1 protein-coding gene is annotated in these 1,353 nt (G+C 64.0%); it reads left to right on the top strand.

Annotated elements, in window-relative coordinates:
* Positions 1-180: 180 nt before the first annotated feature.
* On the top strand, positions 181-1,353 hold a 1,173-nt coding region (locus tag P0652_RS18705), incomplete at its 3' end, for a cache domain-containing protein (RefSeq protein WP_284180426.1).

Genomic DNA, 1,353 nt, shown 5'->3' with positions numbered 1-1,353 from the left:
GGCAGGCCGAGACCATGCGCTCCGAGGTCCAGCGCTTCCTCCAGACGGTCCGCGCTGCCTGAAGGACGAACAGTTGCCGACGATCCTGTCCATTTTCCGGGCACAACGCCTGATAATTGACCGAGAATTTACCAATTGCGGTGCATCTGAAGATTCGGCTGAATTCAGGGAATGGTCCGAATGCTCAAGAATGCGTCCATTACGCGAAACTTCGCATTGATCGCTGGTGCCGCGCTCGTCCTTCTGGCCGGCGCCATCACGCTGGTCATGATGCAGACCCGCTCGATCATGCTGGACCAGAAGCGGGCCGAAATCCGGAATACGGTGGATGCGGCGGTGACCGTCATGCAGGGCGCCTACGAGGCGGCCAAGGCCGGCGGTGCCTCCGACGCCGATGCCGTGCGGGCGGCGGGCAATGTCCTCCGCACCTCACGCTTCGACAACGGCAACTATTTCTACATCTACGACCTTTCCGGCGACACGCTGATGCATCCGATCCGCAAGGATCTCGAGGGCAAGAACAATCTTGGCCTCAAGGACAAGAACGGCGTGATGATCATCCAGGAATTCATCAAGGTCGTTCAGGCCAACAAGGCTGGCTTCACCGAATATTACTGGAAGAAGCCGGGCGACGATGTCGAGACGGTGAAGATCGCCTATAACGCGCTGCTGCCGGGCACGAAGGCCTTTGTCGGCTCCGGCCTGCATGTGGATGACGTGGACAAGGCGCTCTGGCGCGAGGCCGTTGTGCTGGCGGCCAAGATCCTCCCGCTTGCGGCCGTGTTCGTGCTGTTCGCGCTGTATCTCGGCCGGAGCCTGTCGCGGGCGGTGCGCCAGCTGACAGGCTCGGTCGAAGGGATCGCGGCCGGGCAGCTCGATACGGCGATCGAGGGCGTTGAGCGCCACGACGAGATCGGCGTGATTGCCCGGGCGCTGCAGGTGTTCCGGGATGCGCTGGCGCAGAACCAGCAGGCGGAAGCCGAGGCACGGGCCCGGCGGCTGGACGAGCGGGAACGCCAGTCGCGCGTCGATGCCGAGATTTCGAGCTTCGAGCGCAATGCTGATTCCGTGGTGCTGACCATCTCCTCGGCAGCCAATCAGCTGGAAGCTGCGGCGAATGAACTCTCGCAGGCGGCGAAGCACACGACGATGGAAGCCTCCACCGTAGCCTCCGCCGCGACGCAGACCAGCACGACCTTCCATGGCCTTGCAGCAGCCGGCGAGGAACTGTCCGGCACGGCGGGCGAGATCTCGCGGATCCTTGCGGAATCGACCAAGGCAGCTGCCGAGGCGGTGGCCAGCGTCCGGACGACCGACGAGAGCGCGCAGGCTCTGGCCTCGGCGGCCTCGCGG

Source organism: Rhabdaerophilum sp. SD176 (genome assembly GCF_030143245.1).
Lineage (GTDB): Bacteria > Pseudomonadota > Alphaproteobacteria > Rhizobiales > Beijerinckiaceae > Rhabdaerophilum.
Note: the sequence above shows the minus strand (reverse complement) of the source record. Positions and strands in the feature narration are given on the sequence as shown.